Below are 20893 nucleotides of genomic sequence, written 5' to 3' on the forward strand. Positions count from 1 at the left end.
GACGTCGACGACTGCTGAGATGGACTGGGCCGGTTGGGCGTTGTTCGGGTTGGTCGCCACCGCCGTGCTCACCGCAGCGCTGATCGCCGCCCAACTGGCCGGTCTCACCCGCCTCGACCTGCCCCTGGTGCTCGGGACGCTCGTCACCGAGGACCCCGACCGGGCCCGGGTCATCGGATTCGTCATCCACCTCTGCGCCGGTCAGGGCTTCGCCCTCGGGTACGCCGCCGCGTTCGCGCTGCTGCACCGCGCGACCTGGTGGATCGGCGCGCTGTTCGGGATGCTGCACGTCGGGATAGCGCTGACGGTGCTCCTGCCGCTGCTTCCCGGTGTCCACTCGCGCATGGCCTCGGAGCGGGCGGGCCCGGCCAGCACGGCCGTGTTGGAGCCACCCGGCCTGTTCGGCCTCAACTACGGCCTCCAGACTCCCGCGGTCACGGTCGTCGTCCACGTCATGTACGGGGTCGTCCTCGGCCTGCTCCTCGACCATGACTGACGGGTCGGACGTGACAGGCCGTCGGCGTCCGGCGCCGATCAGCGACTACGGGCTGCTGGGGGACACCCGCACCGCTGCCCTCGTCGCCGGCGACGGCGGAATCGACTGGCTCTGCGTGCCCCGCTTCGACGGCGAGCCCCTGTTCGGCCGGCTGGTCGGCGGCCCGGACGCCGGAACGTACCGGGTGGGCCCGGCCCGGCCGGCAACGGTGGTCGAACGACGTTACCGGCAGCACACCGCCACACTGACGACGACGTGGGCGGTGGGCAGCGGTCGGCTCACCCTCACCGAGGGCATGGTGGCCGAGATCAGCGGACGCCTGCTGCCCACGACCCTGATCGTGCGGCGCCTGTCGGCCGCCGGCGCGGCGGTCGACGCCGTCGTCGAGTTCGACCCCCGCCTCGGCGCACGGCACCGCCGTCCCCGGGTCGACCACCGTGGCCGGGCCCTGCTGTGCGAGTGGGGGGCGACCGCGGTCGCTCTGGGCAGCGCACCCCGACTCCCCATCGAACCCGGTCGGCCCACCCCGATCACGGTCCGGCCGGGCCACGCGGTCACCCTCGTCCTGGCGGTGGCCCACCGCGAACCGGTGATCCACGTCGAGCCGGCAGCCGCCTGGGAACTGCTGATCGAGGACGAGAGCCGATGGCGCACCTGGACCACCGGGATCGACAGTTCGCTGCCCTTCCGGGAGCACGTCGCACGAAGCCTGCTGACCCTGCGACTGATGACCTACTCGCCGTCGCAGGCGCCGGTGGCCGCACCCACGACCTCACTGCCGGAGGACCCCGGCGGGTCACGGAACTGGGACTACCGCTATGTCTGGCCCCGGGACGCCAGCATCGGCGTCAGCGCCTTCCTGAGCGTCGGAAAACCCGACGAGGCCCACGGTTTCCTCGCCTGGCTGTTGCACGCCAGCCGGCTCCAGCGGCCGCGTCTGCCGGCGCTGTTCACCCTGCACGGCCGCCGCGTACCAGCGGAGCGGCCGGTGCCCGGCTGGCCCGGCTACCTCGGCAGCGCCCCGGTGCGGATCGGTAACGACGCCGCAGGCCAACACCAGCTCGACGGCTACGGCTGGGTGATCGACGCCACCTGGGCGTTCGCGCAGGCGGGGCAGCGCCTCTCCACCGAGACGTGGCGGGCGGTGCGCGGCTTCGCCGACCTGGTCGCCCGTCGCTGGCCGGAACCCGACGCCGGCATCTGGGAGATCCGCGCACCCGCCCAACACGTACATTCCAAGCTCATGGGCTGGCTCGCCCTGGACCGGGCCCTCCGCATCGCCGAGACCCATCCGCTCGCGGACCGCCAACGTCGACGGTGGCGGCACGCACGGGACGCCGTCGCCGACGAGGTTCGCGCGCGCGGCTTCGACCCGGCGGCAGGCAGCTACGTCCGCAGCTACGACTCGGCCGACCTGGACGCGGCCCTGCTCGTCCTGCCGCTGCTCGGCCTGGACGACATCGGATCGCCCCGGGTGCACGGCACCATCGACGCCATTCGGTCCCGGCTCTCCGCCGGCGGTCCCCTGCTCTACCGCTACCCGCCGGGGCGGGACGGGTTCCCCGGCACGGAGGGCGCGTTCCTGCCCTGCTCGTTCTGGCTCGTCCAGGCCCTCGCCCGCGTCGGACGCCGTCGCGAAGCGGTCGAGCTCTTCCAGGCGATGGTCGACCACGCCAGCCCACTCGGCCTCTACGCCGAAGAACTGGACCCGGCGACCGGCGCCCACCTCGGCAACTACCCCCAGACGCTGACCCACGCGGCGCTCGTCCAGGCCGCGCTCGCCATTCGAGACGCCCCGACAACCGATCGCGGATCCGCCTGAGCGCATCGGCAGTCCGACTCCGGCTCGTCAAGAACCGAGGCGGGGACGGGCCCGGCCCGTCCCCGCCTCGGTGGCCCCGGTAAGGGACCTACGTCTGGATGGCGAACGTCGCCACGACGCCGTCGTGGTCGGACTTCGTGCCGCCGACGATGCTGTAGTCGGTCATCCACATGACCTGGTGCTCCGGCACGCGCTTCCAGAAGTAGACGTAGTCGATGTGCCGACCCGACGTGTGCGTTCCGGTGCCCTTCTCTCCGTAGAGGTTGTAGACGGAGCGCAGGTTCGGCAGGGAGTTGGCCTCGAAGACCTTCCACGGGAACTTCTCGTACCCGTACGCCCGGTCGGCGCTGAAGTCGATGTTGAAGTCGCCGCTGACGATGACCTGACCGTCGTCCTTCTTGCTGGCCGCCAGGTTCTTGATGTTCTGGATCTGCTCCTCGGCGCACCGGGTGCGCGGCAGGTCCTCCGGCCGGCCGTTGCTCTCGATGCTCGCGTTCAGGTGCGCGTTGACGTGGACGACGTTCCGGCCGCTCGCCTTGTGCCGGTAGCTGACCCAGTTGTTGTAGCGGGCGGGCGGCACCTCGCCCGGCCCGTTGGTGTCGCACACGAAGACGGACCCCTTGTCGACCACGTCGAACATGCTCTTCCTGGCCAACAGGGCTTCCTGCGCGGCGCTCGTCGGCTCCGGCGCGTAGTACCACCAGCCGTTCGCCGCGGCCCAGTCCTGCAGATAGTCCTTCCGCTCCCCCACCTCGTTGAGGCCGACCAGGTCCGCCTTCGAGGTGATCAGTTGCAGGTCGGCGACGAAGTCCGCCCGGCTGAGCCCGTGGTAGATGTTCAGCGTCGCCGCCTGGAAGACCGCGTTCGCCGCGGCAGCGGGTGGCGCCGGCAGCAGGCCGGTCACCAACGCGACCGCACTGACCAGCACGGCCGCGCCACGGGCCGACCATCGTCGTCCACTCTCCATGGCAGTCCCTTCCAGTGACATGACGCCGACCTGAGCGCAGCCGGCGGAGAAAGTTGTCGCCGCGATGCTAGTCGATATCGAAGTTCGTCAGCGCAGGAAGATGGTTCCTCCCCATCCCGGACCATGTGCTGCCGTCGTCGGGAACATCAATCCACTCGCGAAGCGGCCCGCGTTGATGTTCGTGAGGAGCCGCCCCTCGCCGTTGATCGAGACCAGGTCGGCACGGCCGTCCCCGCTCAGATCGGTCGGGTAGGGCAGCATGTTCGCGTGCCATCCCTGGCCCACCGACGTCCGGGGTCCCAAGCTGACCAGCCCGTTCGTCACACCCTGGTTACGGAAGGCGGCGAGCGTCCCGTCCGCCAGCACGCCGAGCACGTCCGCAGGTCCGTCGCCGTCGAGGTCGACGACGTGCAGGGCCAGGTGACCGGTCCAGCCCGCACCGACCCGTTGGCCGGCGGCGAACATTCCTCCGGTGAAGCTGCCGGTGTTCAGGTAGTGCCAGAGCGATCCATCGGACTTGACGGACATCAGGTCGGCTCTTCCGTCACCGGTGAGATCGCCGACGAAGGGAAGCTCGGCGGCGCTCCACCCCTGCCCGACCTGGACGGCCGGACCCCAGGTGACCGCACCGTTGTGCATGCCGGTGTTGCGGAACGCCGTGAGCGTGCCGCCCGGGGACACCCCCAGCAGGTCGGCGCGCCCGTCGTCGTCGAGGTCGGCGAGGCGCACCGCCAACGTCCCCTGCCAGCCACTACCGACCTGGACGCCCGTAGCGAACATGCCACCCGTGAAGGACCCGGAGTTGCGGAACTGCACCAGGGCCCCGGCGCTGTTCACGGTGAGCAGGTCCGCGAGCCGGTCACCGTCGAGGTCACCGATGACGGGCAGCTGCGAGGTCGACCACCCCTGCCCGACCGTCTGGGTGGCGCCCAGCTCCGGCCAGTTCATCGTGGTACGCAGGTTCTCGTACGCGTTCAGCGTGCCGCTTCCCGTCACGGCCAGGACATCGGCGCGTCCGTCTCCGCTTAAGTCCACCCGGTCGACGCCCCGACGCAGCGCGAAGGTCACCAGGGGGTGGAGCACGCCGTGTGCCACCGACTCGGGGTGCGAGGCGATCGCGGGAAGCAGGTCACGAATTTCCCGGCGGAGACCGTTCGCCACGGTGGCCTGTCCGGCGCGCTCGGCGATCAGGAGGTCCACGGCGCGGGTGGCCGCGTCCACGAGGCGCACCGTCTGCTGGAGCCATGGTCGCGCCTGGGTCGTCAGGCTGGTCGGCATGGTCTGTAGGTCCGTGCTGGCCGTCTTGAGCGCGGAGAGCCTCTGTTTGAGCGCGGCGGCGGCGCTGTCCACCCCGTTTCCGGTGCGGAGGGCGTCGCGGAAGCTCCTGATGGCGTCGGCCAGCGCCACCGAGTCGGTGCGGTCGATGACCGACGAGCGGTTGACCTCCGCGAAGGTTCGGAGCTGGCCGGCCTTCGCCCCACCGAGAGTCTCGATGGCGCGGGACCAGGAGTCCTCCGGCCGGTACCGGGCCGGATTCCAGGCGAAGTCGGCGGCGGTGAGCAGGGGCAGCTGAGAGGGGCCCTGCTGGGTCATCTCGTTGAACAGGATTCCGGGCGCAGCCGAGAGCGCGGCCTCGCGCCCGACCAGCGGGCCCATCTGGAGCCGGTCCCAGACCTGGTCGTTGACCGGGAAGTTGTCCCAGATCGCGAGGCGGTGCCGGGGGAAGGCCAACTGCGCGTCGTCGAGGTTCTTCCTGGTGATGCTCGGCGACAGCACCTCGGGTCCGGTCCAGTAGACGCCCACCGCGGTGTCGAGCCGGTTGTCGAACTCGGTGCGGTAACTGCTGACCGCCGTCCCGGCGTACTCGCTGCTGACCGTGTACAGCTGGCCCATGCCGGTGCGGGCGCCGACGAACTGCGTCTGGACGAAGTTCGTGACGTCGGCCTGCGCCCGGGCCCATGCCGTGACCCCGGTTCCGTACGTGTCACGGTCGGTCGCGCAGGAGAACGGCCGCGTCGGGAAGACGTCGTCCCAGGCGATGACGAAGTGCCGGACTCCGATTCCGTACATCTGGTCGAGCCGGGAGAGCAGGGTGGCGCGCTCCGTGGCGGAGGAGTGGCAGATGCCGCTGGCCTGGTCCAGCGGCATCTCGGGGGAGATCCGGTACACGAACGCGACGTGCAGGCTGTGGGCCTTGGTGACGATCTCCCGCAGGTCGCCGAGTTCCGCCGCCGAGTAGGGGGTCCGCCAGTTGTTGCTTCCGCTGCCACCCGTGCGCGGGTCGGCTGCGGGGCCGTAGAAGAAGCGGTTCATCTTGTTGCGGGCGAGAACCTCCACCTGTTCCAGCCGGTCGGCTTTCGTCCAGAGGGCCACCCCTGGTGGTGGGGGGTTGGCCGAGTCCATACCGCCGCGGAACGAGAAGGCCGGCCAGTCCCTGATCGTGACCCGCGCGATCCGTGCGCCGGAGGAGTCCGGGGTCAGGAGCTGCCTCAGGGTCTGTGCGGCGTAGAAGGTGCCCGCCTTTCCGCCACCGGAGAGGACCACCCGCTGCCTGCCGCCGGAGTCCGTCCCGGTGGCCAGCAGATAACCCTGGCCCGGCAGGGCGCTCGGGGCGGGGACACCGATCGCGGTCAGGGCCGCCGCGCTCGCGGGCGTCTCCTGCGCTCCCCCGACGTAGACGGTCGCCCCGCCGCCCGGATCGGCGCTGGTGAGGGTGACGCTCGTGTCGTGCGCGGTGAGAGCGGCCACCACGGCGTCGACAGCCGGCTGGTCCGCGGCCGTGCCGCGGACGATCGTCAGAGCGGCCGGCAGGTCGAGCGGAGTCCCGGTGACGGACAACTCCTGCGGCTGCGGATTGAGGGCCGGGGTGGCTGATGCGCCACCGGCCGTGGACGTCGAGCCCAGCAGCCCGACCGTGCCGACAAGCGAGGCGAGGACGCAGCCGGCCAGTGCACGTGGGAAGCGCCAACGTCTCCGAAGGCCGTTTCGCATGGACTCACTCCTAGAACGTGAGGATCATGACCGGAGCCGTGGCACGCGGTGGGCACACGACGGCTTTCGGAGATACTGGGCTAGACCACACAGCTTCGTCAATGGCCCCGACCGAGCCGGCAGTCATGATCTTGATGGGGAGCGAGTGGGTGGCGTACGTACGGCCGCTTGCCGGTCCCGCTGCCACGGCACAGAGCCGGGCTCGTCCGCCCAGCCCTGGCCGCTTCCCCAGGTGCGTCATCATGTACCGATGCCGCACCGCCTGTCCTATGCCGACGCCGTCCGGATCCTGGGTGGCTCCGGACCGCTCGCGAAGGCCGTCGACAACCTGCTCGGCGGCGCGCTCACCGTAGCGACCGCGGGCGGCAGCGATCTCGCGATCAGCCTCTTCGACGCCAAGACCGAGGTGGTCCGGCTCGGCGGCGTGGTCACGGCCAAGATCAGTGATTCCGTACGCGGACTGGGGCGCCACGACCGCAGCGAGCGACTCCAGGCCGCGCACGCCGTCCTGGTGGTCACCGCGTTCTTCGAGGAGCTCGACGTCTGCCTGACCACGGCAGGCTTCCGTGATCCCGGTTTCACCCGGGGGGACCAGCTCGCGTTCGCCGCTGACCGGGGTGAGGGGACGCTGGTCGACCGCTTCCTGCGCACGCCGGTCCCGCTACCGACGCCCGACCTCCCGTATGCGAGCCTCCTGACCGCCCTGGAGGCCTGGTACGCCAAAGAGTCGACCCGCATGAGCCACCATCTCACCGGGCTGGCCGTCTGGGACCGGGCCGACGAGCGCGCCCGTCGCAGGCTGGCCGACCTGCTCGACCGGCGGCTGCCCGGTGCGGCCGTCGCCCGCTACGACGAGATCCATCGCCGCCTCGCCGAGGAGATCCCCGAGTTCGCGTTCTGGGCCGACCGCCTCGAGGCGCGTGCCACCGCCCGGGGCCTGGAACGTCTCGAGGCGCTGCTGCTGCGGGCCGGCTCGGGGCGCGACCCGGGCCTCCACCGGGCCGCGCTGTCCCGCTCCTATCGCGCCGAACTCGACCGTCCCGTTCTCGGCGGCGACACGCAGGGCCTGCTCCTGCCGACGCTCGGAGCCGCGTACCTCGATCCGCGCTTTCGGGTCCGGGCGGCCGATCCGGACGCACGTCCCGCAGACGACCAGTGGTGGGCCGGCGCCGACGTGCGCGACGACTTCGCCGACTTCCTCGCCGCCCACCTGACCACGCCCCAGGCCACCGAGGCTCCGATGCTGCTGCTCGGCCAGCCGGGCGCCGGGAAGTCCTCGCTGACCCGGATCCTCGCCGCCCGCCTGCCCGCCGGCGATTTCTTCGTCTGCCGGGTCCCGCTGCGCGAGGTGCCCGCCGAAGCCGAGATCCAGGGCCAGGTCGAACGGGCCCTGCGCCTCGCGATCGGCGAGACGGTGTCCTGGGCAGAGCTTTCCCGCGACGCCAAGGGCGCCCTGCCGGTCATCCTCCTCGACGGCTTCGACGAACTCCTACAGGCCACCGGCCTGCACCAGTCCGACTACCTGCACCGGGTCGCCCGGTTCCAGCAGCGGGAGGCAGCGTTGGGCCGCCCGGTCGCGGTCATGGTCACCACCCGGACCGCCGTCGCGGACCGCGCCCGCCTGCCCGTCGGTGCCCTCGCCGTGCGCCTCGAGCCGTTCGACGAGGTCCAGATCGAACGCTGGCTGACCGTCTGGAACGAGACCGGTCAGCTCGCCAGACCCCTGACGCCGGATGCGGTCCTCCGCTTCCGGCACCTCGCCGAACAGCCGTTACTGCTGCTCATGCTCGCCCTCTACGATGCCGCTGGCAACGCTCTCCAGGACGACGCCGCAGCCCTCGACGACGGTCAGCTCTACGAACGGCTGCTGGCCTCCTTCGCCGAGCGTGAGGTGCGCCGGGTACACCCGGGACAGCCCGAACCGGCCGTGCCGGGGCTGGTCGAGCAGGAGCTCCTGCGCCTGTCGGTGGTCGCCTTCGCGATGTTCCACCGCCTGCGCCTGTGGGTCACCGAGCGCGAGCTGGACGACGACCTCACCAGCCTCGGCATCGCCCCGACGCACCCGGGCCGCACCGAGGCCTTCCGCAGCCCGCTCACCGCCGGTCAGGAGATGGTCGGGCGCTTCTTCTTCATCCAGCGCGCCCAGGCCGTCCAGGACGACCAGACCCGGCAGACGTACGAGTTCCTGCACGCGACCTTCGGCGAATACCTCGTGTCCCGGCTCGTCGTACAGGCCGTTCGCGACACCGAGGCGCGCGAGTCGGCGAGCACGCTGGCCCTGCGCATGGGCCCGTCGAACGACGACGACCTGCTGCGGTCCCTGCTCGGCGTCACGCCGCTGACCGCCCGCGCCACGGTCCTGCCGTTCATCGCCGGTCTGCTCGACGGCCCCGACCGCGAACGTATCCGGGCCTGGTTGACCGGTCGCACCGCCCAGGCCATGACCCGCCCGCAGTACGCCGAGAGCCGCTACCGCCCCGTCGACAAGCGCATCGACCACTGGATGGCCACCTACTCGTTCAACCTCTTCCTGCTGACCCTGGCCTGCGGCGGTGAACTGCGGGCGTCGGACCTGTTCACCCGCACCAACGATCCGGCGACCTGGCTGCGCAACTCGGCTCTGCAGTGGCAGGCCGCCGTGCCGGGTGGCATGTGGATGGACGCCATGGAGGTCCTCAAGGTCACCCGCACCTGGCACGACGGCCGCCGCGACATCGTCGTCGAACACGCGCGCGGCTGGACGGCCGACCTCCCGGATCCGACAGACGTGTACTGGATCAACGGGCTCAGACCCGGCGAGAGCCGCGACGCGGTCTTCAGGGCCGCCTTCGAGATACCGCCCGCGCTCCGGTCCATGCACCTGAGCAGCCGCCTGAGCGACGACACGCTGCTGCACGCCCTGGAACCGTTGATCCGACGGATACCTGCGGCGCTGAACCGGTTCGCGCAGCGGGGAGATGGCAGCCACCTCTCGGTCGCGCACACCCTCGTCCGGATGTGGCTGGCGGTCTCGCTGCACGCCCCCGCCGAGGAACTGGTCGCCGCCTGCGATGACGCCGCCTACGCCGTGGCGGACCTGGCCCTGTCGGGCGAAAGGACCACGTCGGCGATCAGGGACGCCACGGAGATGGTGCTGGGCACCATGCGCGCCGAAGCGCACCGCCTGCCGCCGGAGAGGGTCTGCGAGATCGTCCATCGGCAGCTCGACGAGGGATGGATGACTGTGCGCGCGGCCGCCAGCGCGATTCACTGCCTCGTGGCGTCAAGGGCCACCGAAGACTGGTACGGAGCCTTGCTCACCTCGGACCTCATCCGGGAACACGCACATGGCATCGACGTCCGCGCGCTCGTCACGGCGCTACGTGCGCTGGCCGGTAGCAGGGAACCCGAGGCTGAGAATCTCCTCCCCCGCTTGGCCACAGCCCTGACCGAGGCCGGACGCCAACCGGACCTCGAACGCGCGGCCCCGGACCTCGCCGAGGCCGTGTTCGCCCGGCCGCACCACACCACGTCAGATCAGGAATCCGCTACGGAGAACGGCGGATAGAACTCCCCAACCCGATGTGTGCGGCGACCGACCGCCACCTCCGATCGTGTTGCCTCTGTCGCTTAGGGTGACTCCATGTCCGGCGACCAACGGGAACTCCACCATCTCGTGTGCGGCGACGATGCGCTCGCCGCCGCCGTGGCCCGACGCCTCCTGGCCGCACCCGACACAAGGGTGACGCTGGCCGTACCGGAGTACGCCGTGGAGCTGGTATCCGCCGGGCTTCCCGGTGCGGCGTCGGTGCTCGTCGCCGATCGGCTCGACGCCGAGGTCCTGGCCCGCTGCGGGCTCGTCGACACCGTGACGGTCCTGCGCCAGGACACCGCGCTGCGCGACGCTCTGCTGGCCCGCGCTCACCAACCGCGGGCGAGGTTGGTGATCCGGACCGAACTGCTCGCCGACGCGGCTCCGTACGATGCCCGGTGTTTCTCCCCGGCGTCCACAGTCGCCCGCGCATACCTGTCGGCAGTGGCCTCCACGGCGCCCCGCCGGCCTCGATCGTTACCGGCCCTCGGGGGTGCGCGACGCACCCCGTACCCACGGCGCATCGTGCGCAACCAGCTACGGGCCCGGGCGGCGCGGGTCGCCCTGGTCGCACTCATCCTCGCCCTGCTGAGCACCACGCTGCTCGCCGTGCTGGAGGATCTCAGTATCGGCCAGGCCCTCTACATCACACTGCTGCGCAGCGCAGCCGAACCGGACCTGGCCGGCAGCACCGCCGTGCAGCTCTACCAGGTCTGCTTCGCGCTGCTCACAGTGCTGGGCAGTGTCACCACCGGTGTCTACCTCGGTGACGCCCTCCAACAGGGCCGGACCCTCGCCGCCGCCGGTCTACCACCGGCGGGGATCCGCGGACATGTCGTGATCGCCGGACTCGGAGAACGCGGGACACACCTCGTGCGCGCCCTCCACGATGCCGGCGACGAGATCGTCGCCATCGACTCCCAACCGACTGCGCGGGGCGTACGCGCCGCCCGCCGACGCGACATCCCCGTCATCGTCGACGACGCACGCTGGCCCGACACGCTGCTCCACGCCGCCCTCGACCGAAGCCGGGCCCTGGTCGTCACCACCCCCGACGACGACACCGGTCTCACCATCGTGACGGCCGCCCGGACGATCCGCCCCGAGCTACCCATCGTCTGGCTCCCCAGAGACGACGACCTCGTCGCCCTGGCCGGCCGGCTGCCCCACGTCGCCGTTCCGGACGCGACCCTCGACGACATCGCCGGACAGGTAGCCGACCTGCTGACCAACCACCAGCAGCCCCAACCCGTCAGCTCCGGTACCGCAGCCGACCATTCCCCCGTCGGCGCAGGATGAACTAGAGGCCGTTGACCTGGGCTTATGCTCCGGTCAACGGCCGTTCTGCGTACTGTCGGGACAGCCGGATTCGAACCGACGCCCCGTGGTTGGTGGCCCCGCGTCCGGGAACTCGACCGGAGCGTCACGACGCGGATTGCCCTGTGCGGGCACGCTTCCACAGTGCGACGACGCGTCTGAGCGCCCTGACGGCTGTCGGCGTGCTGGGTCAACTCGGCGAGATCGTCGAGGCCCGAGCCCCGCGCGTGGGCATCTGCCTGGTCGAACAGATCCGTCTGCACCACGGCGCAGGGATCCGGCCCTGACCGCCATGCGTGCTCGGTCAGCGCAGTCCGGCGAACAGGTCGTCCTCGGGCGTCGGCGCATCGGTTTTGTCGCGGACCCGGACGAAGGTTTCCATGCCCATCAGCTCGGTGAAACGTTCCTGGCCAAGTTGCAGGAAGAAGATGTTCTCGGCCTGACTCGCGTGCGCAGCCAACGATTCGAACTTCTGCGCGCCGTAGCCGCTCGTGTCCACCCAGGTGGTGATCTCATCGTCGGGCAGGCCGAGCTGCGGCACCGTATCCGAAGGCCCGTCCGGCTCGGGAAACTCGACGCCGATCTCCTTCATCACGCGGCCGAACTCCTGAAACGCACTACGCGGCACGGTGGTCCAGTACACCTTCGCCGGGATGTCCGTCCGCTCGACGGCGGACATCGTGATGCGGTGCGCCTGGATGTGGTCCGGATGGCCGTAGAAGCCGTTTTCGTCATAGGTGACGACGACGTCGGGTCGATAGCGCCGGATCAACTCGCTCAGCCGGTCGGCCGCCTCCGCCACCGGCGTGTTCCAGAAGGCGTCAGGAGCGTCATTGGCCGCCCAACCCATCATGCCGGAGTCGGCATAGCCGAGCGTCTCCAGATGCGTGACCTTCAACGCCTCGCAACTGGCCGCCAACTCGGCCCGACGCATCGCTACCACAGCCTCCGGGTCGTGCCCCGGGTCGCCCGGCTTCACTCCGCCGGGCCCGTCGCCGCACCGCCCGTCCGTGCAGGTCACGAGCACCGTCGTGATCCCTTCCGCCGCGTACCGGGCGAGAACGCCGCCAGTACTGGTCGCCTCGTCGTCCGGGTGCGCGTGCACCGCCATCAGCGTCAGAGATCGCTCAGCCACCCCACCACCATACGAGGGACGTCCGACCCACCAGCATTGCCACGCTGCGCGGCGGCTGAAACGAGGCGAGATACGTTGGCTCCGGTTGCTGATCTGGACCGCGCGTAGCGTGAACTCCGATAAGACCTGCGAGTGACCACCTATCGGTGCCGGACGTCCCGCAGCGGTGCTTGCTGCCGCCCCGAATTGAGCTGAACCGCCTGTTACCCGGCAACTGCCAATCAATCCCGTGCCGGCGCAGAATGAATTAAAAGCCGCCTACCAGGGCATATGCTCCGGCCTGATGCTCCAGCCGGTGGTGTTCTCGATCCATAGGGACACGGCCAGGGCGGCGAACACGATGGTCAGGTGCGCTTCGATCGATTCGCGGGTGTGATGGTGGATCGGTCGGGCGGCCAGGTCGGCCTTGGGCATCCGAAAGGACTCCTCGACCTGCAGTAGCCGGCTGTTGGCGCGCCTGCTCTGCGGGCGCATACCCCAACCGGGTGCCGATCTTCTTGGCGCCGGCCAGCCCGGAGATCGGCAAGCAGGAAGTCGGCGTCCATCGACCGCGCTCTTCGCGGTGTGCGACGTTGCCCGGACCGCGTAGTGTTGACGGCGTGGACTCAGAAGTCGTCGTCAACATAGCGGCAATCGCCATCTCGGCTACGTCGCTGGCTGTTTCTGGAGCTCTCGCCACCCGGCAGAATCGGACGGCGTCTGCCGGGTATTCTCTGCCGGTCGTTCTAGAGATCTTCAGCCAGTTTCGTACGGAGGAGTTCTACGAGGCTCGGCGATATGTCTATGATGACCTGAACAAGGATTTCGACCAGCCTGTCGCCTATTCCGAACTACCTTCCGACGTCTTGGCCAAAGTGCGGATCGTGGCTGGCCGGTACGATGATCTGGGCAAGCTCGTGGCTCACGGAGTCGTGGGCGAGGAACTGATCCTCGGAGCCAATGGACCTGGCATCCGCAAAGTCTGGAAATGCGTCGCTCCTTTTATCTACGAAGAACGCAGGAAGCGAGACGTCATGACCGGCGTCTACCTGGAAGATCTCGCGCACCGGGCCTCCCGAAATCCGCCACACAAGATCTACGCGAAACTCGGACTTCGTTACGCCAGGACGCAGGAAGGTCGAGACGCGCCTCGATCACCCGCGTCCCGACTTGGCTCATTTGGCGCGCGCCGTGGATCGAGTCCAGTGCTGTCCGTAGTTCAGCGGGTATGGGGGCGGCGGCGGTGATGGTGTGGTCGCCAGCTTGGATCTGGATGGTGCGGTAGCGGCGCCCGCTCAGCCATCAGCGCCACCAGCTAAGCGAGCTTCGCCACGGTCAAGTCGTCGTTCCCACTCAGTGACAGCCCTATCAAGACGTTCCGCGAGGTCGCGAGGTGTCTTTGTCCGCGCCGAGGTCAGCAACGATCTCACGCAGCGCGAGAACATGAGGCTTCGTAACTGGACGACGCCAACTCTTGCATTCCACCGCTGACGCCAGGGTGCCGGTGCACGTGCTCCGCAAGATTGCCGGGCACGGTTCGCTGACCACGACGCAGCGGTACCTTCACCCCGACCGGCAGACCATCACCGATGCCGGAACGGCACTCAGCGCGCATTTGAAGGCCCGCCGGTCCCCAGATGGCCCCCAGCTACGCGCGGTCTAGATCAGCAATACCCTACCGGCGCAGAATGAATTAAAGGCCTTTGACCTGGGCCTAAGCTCCGGTCAACGGCCTTTCTGCGTGCTTCCGAGACGGTCGGATTCGAACCGACGACCCCTTGTTACCAACCGTAGCCGCCCTATAGCTTGTCACCAGTCGCCGGAAGCAAGCATTGACCTGCACAGACGAGCTCGGAGAGCGATCACTTCTTGCCACTGTTGGTCAGCGTCGGCCAGGGTTTTCGGGGGGTAAACGGGGGCGTCGTCAGCACGTTTCCCAACGCCACCCGCACCCGCGCCCCCGCCACAGGCGCCCCGTCAACGACATGACCAACTTGCTTGCACCGGGATGAGCCCAGGCCGTCATCCGGGGCCGACTGCTGCCGGGACCCTTCACCAACCCGACCTCGATCCGCCAGTCCTTCTGCTTGCACCAGGTCAGCCAAACCTGACTCAGCAAACCCAGGCGTTCGAGCACCCCTCGACCCGGCCGAACACCGGGACGACCAGGTCCGGGTTCGGCTTGGGATATCCGAGGTCGTGGGTGACCTCGTCGTAAGCCCATCTGACCGTTCCGCCGATGTTCCACGTCAGATCGTCGGTGAGGGTAGAGGTGGCGTGCAGGGCGAAGTGCCAGGCCCGGTGGAAGGGCCTGCTGCGGCCCTGGTTCTCCGGGAGGTTGGCCCACTCGTCCTGGTTGCGCCAGCCCTGGATCACGGCGGGAATCACGGCCAGCGGCGGGAACTTCTTGGCGACCCGTGGGGCGGCCTGTATCGCGACCCAGCGGAGCAGTTCGCCACCGTACTCCAGGGACTTCCGGAATAGCGCCTCGCCGAAGCCGTCCTTGATTTCGTCGGACTGGTCCTTTTTGTCGCAGTTGTTGCCCGAGTTGGAATCCTTGCACTCAAGGCCGGTGGGGTCGACGTGGTTGATCGGATCGTTGGCGGCGTAGGCGTAGCGGTTGAGACCGACCGTGTCCTCACCGTCGGTGATGGGGTCCGGCGAGACGAACCGGCCAAGTTCCGGATCGTATTAGCGGGCCTTGAGGTACACCAGGCCGGCCGCGTCGTGACGCTGCCCGGTGAACCCGCGTGGCTCGTACGACAACGTGCCGGCCGTCGAGAGAACCTCACCGTAGGGGCGGTACCTCTTGCGGTGCACCTCCACCCCGGAGGCGTTGGTCTGAGCCTGCACCGAGCCCTGGTGGTCGGTGTGCACCCAGTACCGGGTCGTGCCGTCCGCCCTGGCCACGAGCGTGTCCGCGACTGAGATGTACTTGGTGGCCAGGCCCGCGGTGACGTCCACCTCGTAGTCGTCGCCGAGGTAGTGCCGAACGGCCGAGCCCTGCGCCTGGAACAGCCGGGTGCCGTCGGCGTCGTAGCCGAACGTCGTCGTGCTGCCCGAGCGGGTGACTGAGGCGAGACGGTTGTCGCCGTCCCAGACCAGCGTGCGCCCGGCACCGGAGACCATCAGACCGGCCGTGTCGTAGGTGTAGGTGTTCGGGCCGGCCGACGTCACCGCGTGTGGTCGCGAGCTGTCGTAGCCGTAGGTGCCGAGGCGGGAGTTGGCGGCGACGTTGCCCGTCGCGTCGTAGCTCAGGGTCTGGTGGTGGGCCGGCGTCGAGGCGCTGGTCGCCACGGTCAGCTGGCCCACCTCGTCGTACTCGAAGGTCCAGCCCTCGTCCGGGAACGGACTGTCGATCTGCTTGATCTTGCCCGTGGCGTCCCTGGTGAAGGTGGAGTCCTGGATGGTCGTCGAGCCCGAGGTCGTGGTGATCCGGTCCAGCCAGCCGCGCCGCGTGTCGTGCGACCTTGTGGTCACCGTGCCGTTGGCGTTCTCGAGCCGGATCAGCTTGCCCTCGGCGTTGTAACGGGCCGCGTCGACGTAGCCGGGGATGGCCAGCAACCGGCCGGCACCGTCGTACCGCAACGGGTCCGCCGGGGTGCCCTGGGTGTCGCCGTCGGGGTAGGTGGTCCACAGCGCCCGGTTGCCGGCGTCGAACCCGTACCGGAAGGTGTAACTCGCGCCGTTGACCGTCCTGACCGTCTTGACCACGCGGCCGAGGGCGTCGTGGTCGAGCGTCTTGGCGCCGGCGCCGTCGGTGGTCGTGGTGACCTTGCCGATGTTGTGGTAGCCGGCACGAACCTGGTCGTAGGTCCACGTCACGGTGACCGCCGAGGGCGTGCCGGCCCTGGTGGTCTTGCCGGTCTTGCGCCCGAGGGGGTCGTAGGTGAACGTGGTGCGCTGGCCGCGTGCGTCGGTCTGCGCCACCAACCGCCCGGCGTCGTCCCACTCGTAGCCGGTGGTACCCGAGTTCGGATCGACCAACCGCGTCCTGCGGCCGAGCGAGTCCAGGTCGTAGGTGATGACGCTGCCGCCGGGATCGGTCGACCGGACCAGCTCGTCGCGCAGGTCATGGACGTAGGTCGCGATCCGGGTCACCCCGCCGACGGTCTGCTCGCGAGCGACACGCTTGTGGTATGCGTTCATGCGATCGGTCGTCGCGTGGCCGCGCTCGTCGGTCTCGGTCACCGACCACACGCCGTAGCGCTTGGTGCGGGTGGCGCCACCGGGCAGGGTTTCCCGGACAAGTCGGTCGAGGGCGTCGTAGTCGCTGGTGGTCGGGTAGGTGGTCGGCTGGGGCTGGCCGGAGACCCAGTAGTACGCGGCGGTCTTGACGGCGACCTGGCCGCGTGCGTTGAAGCTGGTGTCCACGTAGATGTCGCCGGTGGCGGCATCCGGTCCCCGGTCGGCCTTGCGCCAGGTGCGCTGCAGGCCGTCGATGTACCGGCGCGCCCACTGCAAGCCGCTCGTCCCGGTCGCGGCTGGACGTTCGATGCGTTCGTGCTGGGTCGCGGGGTCACCGACGTCGACCCAGGTGTGCCGCTCGAACCGGCCGCCGGGCTCGGTCTTCTCGGTCAGTCGACAGAACGTGTCATAGGCGAGGGTGGTGGCCTGGCCGTTGAGGTCGGTGACCCTGGTCGGCCGTCCGCACACGGTGTCCCAACCCGCGGTGACCTGCTGGGACAGCGCGTTCGTCTCCGAGGTCTGGTACAGGTGGAAGGTCGGGTCGTATCCGAGGGTGGTCCGGCCGCCCAACGCGTCGATCTCGGCGGTCAGATTGCCGCTGTCGTCGTACTCCTTGCCCGTCTCGACATAGGAGTCGTCGGTCGAGAGCCAGCGCGCCGACCTGGTCTCCAGCCCGGCCGAGGGCGCCTGGTTCCACGTGGCGGCACCGTCGTAGTGGTTGCGGGTCTCGCGGAGCTTCGTACCCTGGCCGCCGACGCCCTGGACCAGGGTCACGACGGCCGGCTTGTTCACGATGTAGACATCCGGGTTGGGCACGAACGTGGTGATGGTGGTGCGCTCGTCCCCGGCCACGGCGTAGTCGCCGTGCTCGACCTGCTGGGTGAGCTCGCCGTAGGCGTTGTACTGGCGGGTGGTGTACGTGCGCTTGCAGTCCTCGCCGGGGCATGCGTTGCCGGTGCCGTTGTAGGTGTTGACCCAGGTGCCGGTCGGCAGGGCCGTGCGCGGCTGCGTGGCGCCGTTGGTGGTGTACTCGTGGAGCGTCACCTCCAGCAGGGCGCCGCCGCCGGCGCGCCGCTCGATGCGTTCCGGGTGGTCCAGCGCGCCGAGGTCCTGCCGGTACCACGTCTCGGTGTAGGGGCACGCCGACTCGCCCGCGACGCAGGGCCTGCTCTCCCGTTGCTGGCGGAATCCCTGGAACCGACGCTCCCCCCAGTGGTACGAGCCGCCCGAGTAGGTGAACTTCGTGACCGCCGAGCCGCCTCGGCCGTCCCCGACGGTCACCGCGGAGGCGGTCGGCACGACCGGTGGGTTGTTGGTGTTCGGCCAGGACGAGGACGGGGTGTAGTTCACCGCCGTGGTGCCGCCCCACTCGTTGGTGAGCGAGGTCAGCACGTCGGGCACCGGGCTGTCCACGTCCCAGACGCGCCGCGCGGTGGCCAGGCCGGGGAACGGCGGGTACAGCTCCAGCACCTCGAACAACCCGTCACCGTCGACGTCGGCGTCGAGGAACTCGCTGGTGCACGCGCCCTCCTTGTCGCAGCTGTAGCCGGCCAGCCCGGTGTCGGTCGCGCCGAGGACGAAGCCGGCGCCGGTGGACAGCCAGATGCGCCGCTGCCCGCCCGTGCCGAGACAGCACGGGTAGATCTCGACCAGGTCGGTCCGGTCGTCACCGTTGACGTCGACCGGCACGTGCCTGGCCGCGCCGCTGGCCGGCATCGACGTGTCGGTGGCCACCTGCGCGAACCCGTACCCGGTGGAGAGCCACGTCTTGCGGGTGTAGCTGGTGAGGAACGGCTGGAGCTCCACCATGTCGGTTTTGCCGTCGCCGTTGACGTCCAGCATCACGAAACGACTGCCGGTGCCGTCGGCCTTCGGCGCGCTCCAGGAGATGGTGTCGCTCGTGCCGGCGACGAAGCCCGTCCCGTTGGACATCCACAGACGTCGGCCACCGGCACCGAACAGCCCCGGGTACACCTCGAGCAGGTCCGACCGGCCGTCGCCGTTGACGTCGACCGGGTAGAACTGGCGGTTGACGTCGAACCCGATCCCCGAGTCGTTGGTGGCCAGGGTGAACGCGCTGCCGTCGGACAACCAGGTGGCGCGGCAGTAGTGCACCGGCCACAGGCCGCAGGCGTACAGCTCGACGACGTCGGTGCGGCCGTCGCCGTTGACGTCCATGGCCAGAAAACGGGAGTCGTCACGGCTGCTGGCGGTCTTGGAGGAGGCGGTGTTCGTCAGCGCGAACCCGGTGCCGTTGGACAGCCACAGCCGTCGTCCCCACCCGAACCCGCTCGGGTACAGCTCGATGAGGTCGGACTTCCCGTCGCCGTTGACATCACCGTCCAGGAACCGGCTGTCGGCGTGGTAGGGCAGGTCGGTGTGGACCGAGGTTCGCGAGAATGTGGAGCCGTCCGAGATCCAGGTGCGCCGCTCGTAGGTGAGCCAGTTCGGCATCAGCTCAAGCAGATCCGTGCGCCCGTCGCCGTTGATGTCCATGGTCAGGTGCCGGGCATCGGTGTGGTTGCCCATCCCGGTGTCCTGGTTTCCGGCGACGAACGACGGTGTCCCGGTCTGGTACGCGATCCTCGTCGCCGGCAGCGCGGTGCCGCTGACGACGAAACCCGAACCGTCCACCACGGCGTCCCTGCCGAACTGCTGCACGCCGGCCAGCAGTGACCGGCCGGTCGCGGCGCTGGTGGTGTACGTCAGCTTGTAGGCCCGCAATCGGCTGCCGCCCACCGTCAGGTCGATGGTCTTCAGGCGCCCGTGGACGGTGGTGAACACGCCGTTGCCGATAGCGTTCCGCTCCCTGTCCGGTCGGGTCTCGTAGTGGAACCTGACGGTAGTGCCGTTGTAGGCCACCGAGTCCAGGGCTTCCCAGCAGCACTCGAACAGGTCACTGCGCCAGGTGTAGGTGACGGTGTTGCCCTTGGTGTCGACGACCTGGCTCAGGCCCCATCGGACGACCAGGCCGGTTCCCGCCTGCAGGACGGGGGCGTAGACCCGCCTCGTGCCGTCCTTGGCCACCACGGTCCACCGGCTGTCCGCCCCGGTGCCGGTCAGCGTGACCTTGAGATAGCTCTCGTTCCTGGTGGTGTGCGTGCCACCGGCCAGGCAACCGGGGCTGCCCGTACCCGGCGGGCACACGATGATCTCCTCGCCGTCGACCACGTGCAGATCCGAGGCGTCGTACCGGGGAGCTCCGCGGCCCGGCGCCACCCGCTCGATGACGTTCACGCCCGCCAGGTCCCAGCCCACGCCGACCCAGCCGTTGCCGGCCGAAGACTTGTACCGCAGCGCAAGCTGCGGTGTGATCGTCCGGAAATTCGGGACCTCGATGCGGATCACGTCAGTGAAGGCGCCGCCACCCTCAACCTGCCAGGACCGCTCCGGGACCTCCGGCTCGCGGGTCTTGGTGAGCTCGGCGAGTGGCGTCCGCTTCTCAGCCGACTCGCCCTTGTCGTCCGAGGACGCCGACGGCGGCGGCAACGCAACGGCGGTGCCCGGAAGCCCGACCACGAAGGCCACCAACAACAACCCGGTGCGGAGTACGTGGCTGATCCGAATCGACACAGACGCTCCAGAAAGGCGCAGTCCCGGCCCTAGCCGCGATCACGGAGCGTGGCGGCCCGGATGCAACCCTACGGCTCCTACCCGGCGAAAGTAAAGTTGTGTACTTAGATGCTTCATGCCGCCACCTGTCGTGCGTCAAGGTTCTGCACAGGGGTTGTGTCGGCCCTGACCAGAAGAGCTGACCATGAGCCGCCCGCCGCAGTTTCCGGTGGAACACAAGCGGCGCATCTCACTCGGCGTGACGCCGGAGAAATGGTCATTGTGGAGGCCGCGCGCCGCAACAAGGGAGGGAGGTAGAGGAACCTTTCCCAGGTGCGCAGGTAGGAGATATCCGCGGCCCACAGCCGGTTCGGTGCGGTGGCGGTGAACTACCGCTGGACCAGGTCCGGGGCGGTCGCGGTCGACGTGGCCTTGTGGCGGGGCTTACCGCGCCGCCGGCGGTGGGCGCCCTCGACACCGGCCAGACGCATCAGCCGGGCCACCGCCTTGCGGTTCCACCGGTGACCACGCTCGGGCAGCTCAGCGGTCAGCCGGCGAGCACCGTAGACGCCACGGTGCTCCCACCACGTCTGCCAGGTCGCCTCGATTCGAGCCTGGTCATGGCGTTCCCTGTCGGCGGCGCGCTGCCGGCCTGTCCGGAGCCACTGGTAGAAGGCGCTGTGGCCGACACCGAGAAGCCGGCAGAGCAGACGGACCGGGTAGGTGGTCTTCTCCGCGTCGATGAACCGGTACACGTCAGCCCAGATCGCCGCTCCGTCTCGCGTGCGAAGAAGACCTCGGCATTTTTCAGGATCTCCTTCTCCAACTCCAACTGAGCCACCTGACGCCGCAGCCGCAGCAGCTCAGCCCGCTCG

11 protein-coding genes and 3 pseudogenes are annotated in these 20893 nt (G+C 69.3%); 6 read left to right on the forward strand and 8 right to left on the reverse strand.

What is annotated here, in order from left to right:
• Positions 1 to 19 precede the first annotated feature (19 nt).
• The gene (locus tag GA0070618_RS31200; protein ID WP_088984842.1) at positions 20 to 496 is read left to right on the forward strand and encodes a hypothetical protein; all 477 of its coding nucleotides are present in this window, start codon (positions 20 to 22) and stop codon (positions 494 to 496) included.
• On the forward strand, positions 489 to 2318 hold the full coding sequence (locus GA0070618_RS31205; RefSeq protein ID WP_088984843.1) for a glycoside hydrolase family 15 protein: 1830 nt from the start codon (positions 489 to 491) through the stop codon (positions 2316 to 2318). Before GA0070618_RS31200 ends, GA0070618_RS31205 begins: the two co-directional genes overlap by 8 nt.
• Positions 2319 to 2406: 88 nt before the next feature.
• On the opposite strand, the gene GA0070618_RS31210 is transcribed toward GA0070618_RS31205, so the two are convergent.
• Both GA0070618_RS31210 and GA0070618_RS31215 read right to left on the reverse strand, forming a co-directional pair.
• On the reverse strand, positions 2407 to 3285 hold the full coding sequence (locus GA0070618_RS31210) for an endonuclease/exonuclease/phosphatase family protein (protein WP_157749047.1): 879 nt from the start codon (positions 3283 to 3285) through the stop codon (positions 2407 to 2409).
• Positions 3286 to 3372: 87 nt separating this feature from the next.
• Positions 3373 to 6276 carry a beta-N-acetylglucosaminidase domain-containing protein gene (locus GA0070618_RS31215; protein WP_088984845.1) on the reverse strand — a complete coding sequence of 968 codons (2904 nt, stop codon included), beginning with the start codon at positions 6274 to 6276 and terminating at the stop codon, positions 3373 to 3375.
• Between the two features lie 250 nt (positions 6277 to 6526).
• Here GA0070618_RS31215 and GA0070618_RS31220 point away from each other — a divergent pair, with 250 nt between their 5' ends.
• Positions 6527 to 9823 (forward strand): NACHT domain-containing protein, encoded by a 3297-nt coding sequence (locus tag GA0070618_RS31220; RefSeq protein WP_088984846.1) that lies wholly within the window; start codon positions 6527 to 6529, stop codon positions 9821 to 9823.
• A gap of 75 nt (positions 9824 to 9898) precedes the next feature.
• Entirely contained in the window at positions 9899 to 11146 is a 1248-nt protein-coding gene (locus GA0070618_RS31225) for an NAD-binding protein (protein ID WP_088984847.1), read from the forward strand.
• A gap of 322 nt (positions 11147 to 11468) precedes the next feature.
• Here GA0070618_RS31225 and GA0070618_RS31230 read toward each other — a convergent pair whose 3' ends face one another.
• Positions 11469 to 12299 carry a PIG-L family deacetylase gene (locus GA0070618_RS31230; RefSeq protein ID WP_088984848.1) on the reverse strand — a complete coding sequence of 277 codons (831 nt, stop codon included), beginning with the start codon at positions 12297 to 12299 and terminating at the stop codon, positions 11469 to 11471.
• 282 nt (positions 12300 to 12581) lie between these two features.
• Positions 12582 to 12740 (reverse strand): annotated as a pseudogene (locus tag GA0070618_RS31235) (IS1634 family transposase); the annotation flags it as partial.
• Between the two features lie 158 nt (positions 12741 to 12898).
• On the opposite strand from GA0070618_RS31235, the gene GA0070618_RS33770 reads away from it, so the two are divergent.
• Both GA0070618_RS33770 and GA0070618_RS35600 read left to right on the forward strand, forming a co-directional pair.
• A complete protein-coding gene (locus GA0070618_RS33770) occupies positions 12899 to 13525 on the forward strand; it encodes a DUF4760 domain-containing protein (protein ID WP_143740200.1) in 627 nt (208 codons plus the stop codon).
• A 236-nt stretch (positions 13526 to 13761) separates the two neighbouring features.
• Positions 13762 to 13941: pseudogene (locus GA0070618_RS35600) on the forward strand (site-specific integrase); the annotation flags it as partial.
• 449 nt (positions 13942 to 14390) lie between these two features.
• On the opposite strand, the gene GA0070618_RS35055 reads toward GA0070618_RS35600, so the two are convergent.
• The 4 genes and pseudogenes from GA0070618_RS35055 to GA0070618_RS31260 form a co-directional block, all read right to left on the reverse strand.
• Positions 14391 to 14666, reverse strand: a complete 276-nt coding sequence (locus tag GA0070618_RS35055) for a hypothetical protein (protein WP_231931525.1) — start codon at positions 14664 to 14666, stop codon at positions 14391 to 14393.
• A 189-nt stretch (positions 14667 to 14855) separates the two neighbouring features.
• A pseudogene (locus tag GA0070618_RS35605) lies at positions 14856 to 14957 on the reverse strand (RHS repeat-associated core domain-containing protein); the annotation flags it as partial.
• A gap of 12 nt (positions 14958 to 14969) precedes the next feature.
• Positions 14970 to 20039 (reverse strand): toxin TcdB middle/N-terminal domain-containing protein, encoded by a 5070-nt coding sequence (locus GA0070618_RS31255; protein WP_088984852.1) that lies wholly within the window; start codon positions 20037 to 20039, stop codon positions 14970 to 14972.
• A 368-nt stretch (positions 20040 to 20407) separates the two neighbouring features.
• Complete coding sequence (locus GA0070618_RS31260; protein WP_157749048.1) at positions 20408 to 20773, reverse strand: IS3 family transposase; 366 nt, start codon at positions 20771 to 20773, stop codon at positions 20408 to 20410.
• Between the last annotated feature and the right edge of the window lie 120 nt (positions 20774 to 20893).

Source organism: Micromonospora echinospora (assembly GCF_900091495.1).
Classification (GTDB): domain Bacteria; phylum Actinomycetota; class Actinomycetes; order Mycobacteriales; family Micromonosporaceae; genus Micromonospora; species Micromonospora echinospora.